Annotated in this window: 3 protein-coding genes; 2 read left to right on the forward strand and 1 reads right to left on the reverse strand. The window is 66.7% G+C overall.

The genetic code is table 11. The features are described 5' to 3' along the window. On the reverse strand, positions 1-450 hold a 450-nt coding region (locus H0W38_RS18610; protein WP_292456908.1), incomplete at its 3' end, for a helix-turn-helix domain-containing protein. A 175-nt stretch (positions 451-625) separates the two neighbouring features. Between H0W38_RS18610 and xsc the strand changes: the two genes are divergently transcribed. Further along, positions 626-2434 (forward strand): sulfoacetaldehyde acetyltransferase, encoded by a 1809-nt coding sequence (xsc, locus tag H0W38_RS18615; protein WP_292456910.1) that lies wholly within the window; start codon positions 626-628, stop codon positions 2432-2434. A gap of 180 nt (positions 2435-2614) precedes the next feature. Beyond that, positions 2615-3589, forward strand: coding sequence for a bifunctional enoyl-CoA hydratase/phosphate acetyltransferase (locus H0W38_RS18620; protein WP_292456912.1), 975 nt, complete (start codon positions 2615-2617; stop codon positions 3587-3589). The last annotated feature ends 196 nt before the right edge of the window (positions 3590-3785 follow it).

Consider the following 3785-nt stretch of genomic DNA (forward strand, 5'->3'; position numbering starts at 1 on the left):
CGAGCAATGGGCCGGCACGCGCGAGCCGGCGTGCAGGTAGAAGCGCAGCGGCGCGGCCGTCTCGACACGGTCGAGGTAGACCACCTCGCTGCCCGACAGCGCGGTGATGTTGCAGCTCTCGCCGATCTCTTCGACCAGATGCCGCAACACCCGGTGGCGTGCGCCATGGTGGGTGTTGTTGAGCAGCAGGTTCTCGGCCAGGCGGCGCAGGCGTACGCCGCTGCTGTAGTGGCGGCCATCGACTTCGCGCTGCAACAGGCCGGCGACCTCGAGCTGCTGGAGCATGCGGTGCAGGGTCGGCTTGGGCAGCCCGGTCTCTTCCACGAGGCCCTGCAGCGAGACGTGCTGGTCCTTCGCGGCAATCACCTCCAACAAGGCAAACAGCCGCAAGGCGGGCGTGTCGCCATTCGGCTCGGCGGCGTCGGACTTCAAGCTCTTGACGATTTCCATGGCACCCATCTTAGTCAATTTCCACTATTCAGTACGATACGTATCGTTTTTTGTTAAATCGGTTGACGAAGGCCGGTCCGCGACCTAAAGTTCATCACGGTTCCGGTTTTCGGAACATCTCGTCCCGTCTTTTTACCGCGTTCAGCCGCCCCCGAACGCAAAGGAGCCCCACACCATGAGCAAGCAACAGCCCATCGCCAGCCGCACCGTCGCCAGCGGCGTCCAGAAAATGACGCCTTCCGAGGCCTTCGTCGAAACGCTGGTCGCCAATGGCGTGACCGACATGTTCGGCATCATGGGCTCTGCCTTCATGGACGCGATGGACATCTTCGCGCCGGCCGGCATCCGCCTGATCCCGGTCGTGCACGAGCAGGGCGCCGGCCACATGGCCGACGGCTACGCCCGCGTGAGCGGCCGCCACGGCGTGGTGATCGGCCAGAACGGCCCCGGCATCAGCAACTGCGTGACCGCCATCGCGGCCGCCTACTGGGCGCACAGCCCGGTGGTCATGATCACGCCCGAGACCGGCACCATGGGCATGGGCATGGGCGGCTTCCAGGAGGCGAACCAGTTGCCGATGTTCCAGGAGTTCACCAAGTACCAGGGCCATGTCGTCAACCCGAAGCGCATGGCCGAGTTCACGGGCCGTTGCTTCGACCGCGCCATCTCCGAGATGGGCCCGACGCAGCTCAATATCCCTCGTGACTATTTCTATGGCGAGATCACCTGCGAGATCCCCAAGCCGATGCGCGTGGAGCTCGGCGCCGGCGGCGAGAAGAGCTTGGATGCCGCGGCCGAGCTGCTGGCCACGGCCAAGTTCCCGGTCATCCTCTCGGGCGGCGGCGTGGTGATGGGTGATGCGGTCGAAGAGTGCAAGGCTCTGGCCGAGCGCCTGGGTGCGCCGGTCGTCAACGGCTACCTGCGCAACGATTCCTTCCCGGCCAGTCACCCGCTCGCGGCCGGACCGCTCGGCTACCAGGGCTCCAAGGCCGCGATGAAGCTCATCGCGCAGGCCGACGTGGTGGTGGCGCTCGGCTCGCGCATGGGCCCCTTCGGCACCCTGCCCCAGCACGGCATGGACTATTGGCCGAAGGACGCGAAGATCATCCAGATCGAGGCTGATCACACCAACCTCGGGCTGGTGAAGAAGATCTCGGTCGGCATCTGCGGCGACGCGAAGGCTGCCGCCATCGCGCTGACGAAGCGCCTCGAAGGCCGCAAGCTGGCCTGCGACGCCACCAAGGCGGAACGCGCCGAGAAGATCAAGTCTGAGAAGGCCGCCTGGGAGAAGGAGCTCGACGAGTGGACCCACGAGCGCGATCCCTTCAGCCTCGACGCGATCGAGGAAGCCAGCAAGGAAGAAGGCAACTGGCTGCACCCGCGCCAGGTGCTGCGCGAGTTGGAGAAGGCCATGCCGCCACGCGCGATGGTCTCCACCGACATCGGCAACATCAACTCAGTCGCCAACAGTTACCTGCGCTTCGAGGAGCCGCGCAGCTTCTTCGCGCCGATGAGCTTCGGCAACTGCGGCTACGCGCTGCCCACCATCATCGGCGCCAAGTGCGCCGCGATGGACCGCCCGGCCATCGCCTACGCCGGCGACGGCGCCTGGGGCATGAGCATGGTCGAGCTCATGACCTGCGTGCGCCACGACATCCCGGTCACGGCGGTGGTGTTCCACAACCGCCAGTGGGGCGCGGAGAAGAAGAACCAGGTCGACTTCTACAACCGCCGCTTCGTCGCGGGCGAGTTGGAGAGCGAGAGCTTCGCCGGCATCGCCAAGGCGATGGGCGCCGAGGGCGTGGTGGTCGACAAGCTCGAAGACGTGGGCCCGGCGCTCCAGCAGGCCGTGGAAAAGCAGATGAAGGAAGGCAAGACCACCGTCATCGAGATCATGTGCACCCGCGAACTCGGCGACCCGTTCCGCCGCGATGCGCTGGCCAAGCCGGTGCGCTTGCTCGAGAAGTACAAGGACTACGTCTGAGTCTGGCTCCCTCTCCTGCTTGCGAGAGGGTGAATGGAAACGGCTCATTCGAAAGCACCAGACTGCTCCCTCTCCCGCACGCGGGAGAGGGTCGGGGTGAGGGTGCTGGGATGAGCCCGCTCTGCTTACTCACGCGAATGGGAAAGGCGAGTTGATCACCTCATCCCGAGCCGAACGACCATGACCTACGCGCACCCGAGACTGGAAGCGCTGATCGCGCAAGCACGCGACGCACAGCGGCAGACAGCGCCCACGATCGGCATCGTGTATCCCTGCGATTCCGCGGCGCTCGATGCAGCCCGACGCATCGCCGACTCAGGCATCGCACGGCCCGTGCTCATCGGCCCGACCGAGGCTATCGCACGCGCTGCCGATGCAAGCGAGATCGACCTCTCGACATTCGAGATCGTCGCCACCGGCACCGACCCGCACGACGCCTCGCAGCACGCGACTTCGCTCGCCCGCGACGGCGCCCTCGCCGCCCTCATGAAGGGCTCGCTGCACACCGACGAGCTGATGTCGGCCGTCGTCAACAAGACCACCGGCCTGCGCGGCGACACCCGCATCAGCCACGCCTTCGTGTTCGACCTGCCGCGTTACCCCAAGCTGCTGGCGCTGGCCGACTGCGTGGTCAACATCTCGCCCGACCTCAGGACGAAGCGCGACATCCTCGGCAATGCCGTGCGGCTGCTGCAGGCGCTGGGCATTGCGCAGCCCAAGGTCGGCATCGTCGCTGCGGTCGAGACCGTGAATCCGGCCATCCCGGCGACCGTGGACGCGCAGGCGCTGGTCGAGCTGTCGCGCCAGGGCGAGTGGCCCGGCGCCATCGTCGAAGGCCCGTTCGGTTTCGACAACGCCATCTCGGCCGAGGCCGCGCGCATCAAGGGCATCGCATCGACGGTATCCGGCGACGCCGACCTGCTGCTCATGCCCGACCTCAACGCCGGCAACATGCTCTACAAAAGCTTCGTGTATGTCGGCGGCGGCGACTGCGCCGGCCTGGTGCTCGGCGCCCGCGTGCCCATCGTGCTGACGTCGCGTGCGGACTCGCTGCAATCGCGCCTGGCGTCGGTGGCGCTGGCGGTGCTGGCAGTTGGCAACGAGTCCGCGCGACCCGGTCTGGCTCCCTCTCCCTCTGGGCGAGGGCTGGGGTGAGGGCCAGGCCCGAATTTCAATAGTTGACACATGCGCGATCGGGCCGGCCCTCACCCTAACCCTCGCTCAGAGGGAGAGGGGACAAGACGCTCACCGCGCGGCCTTGGGGGAGGGACGACACGCTCACCGCGCGCCCTTCGCCGCCCCCTGCACCGCGGCGCAATGACGAACGAAATCTTCCGTGCCGCGCCCGAGG

This window comes from Methylibium sp. (assembly GCF_013817365.1).
GTDB lineage: Bacteria > Pseudomonadota > Gammaproteobacteria > Burkholderiales > Burkholderiaceae_C > Methylibium.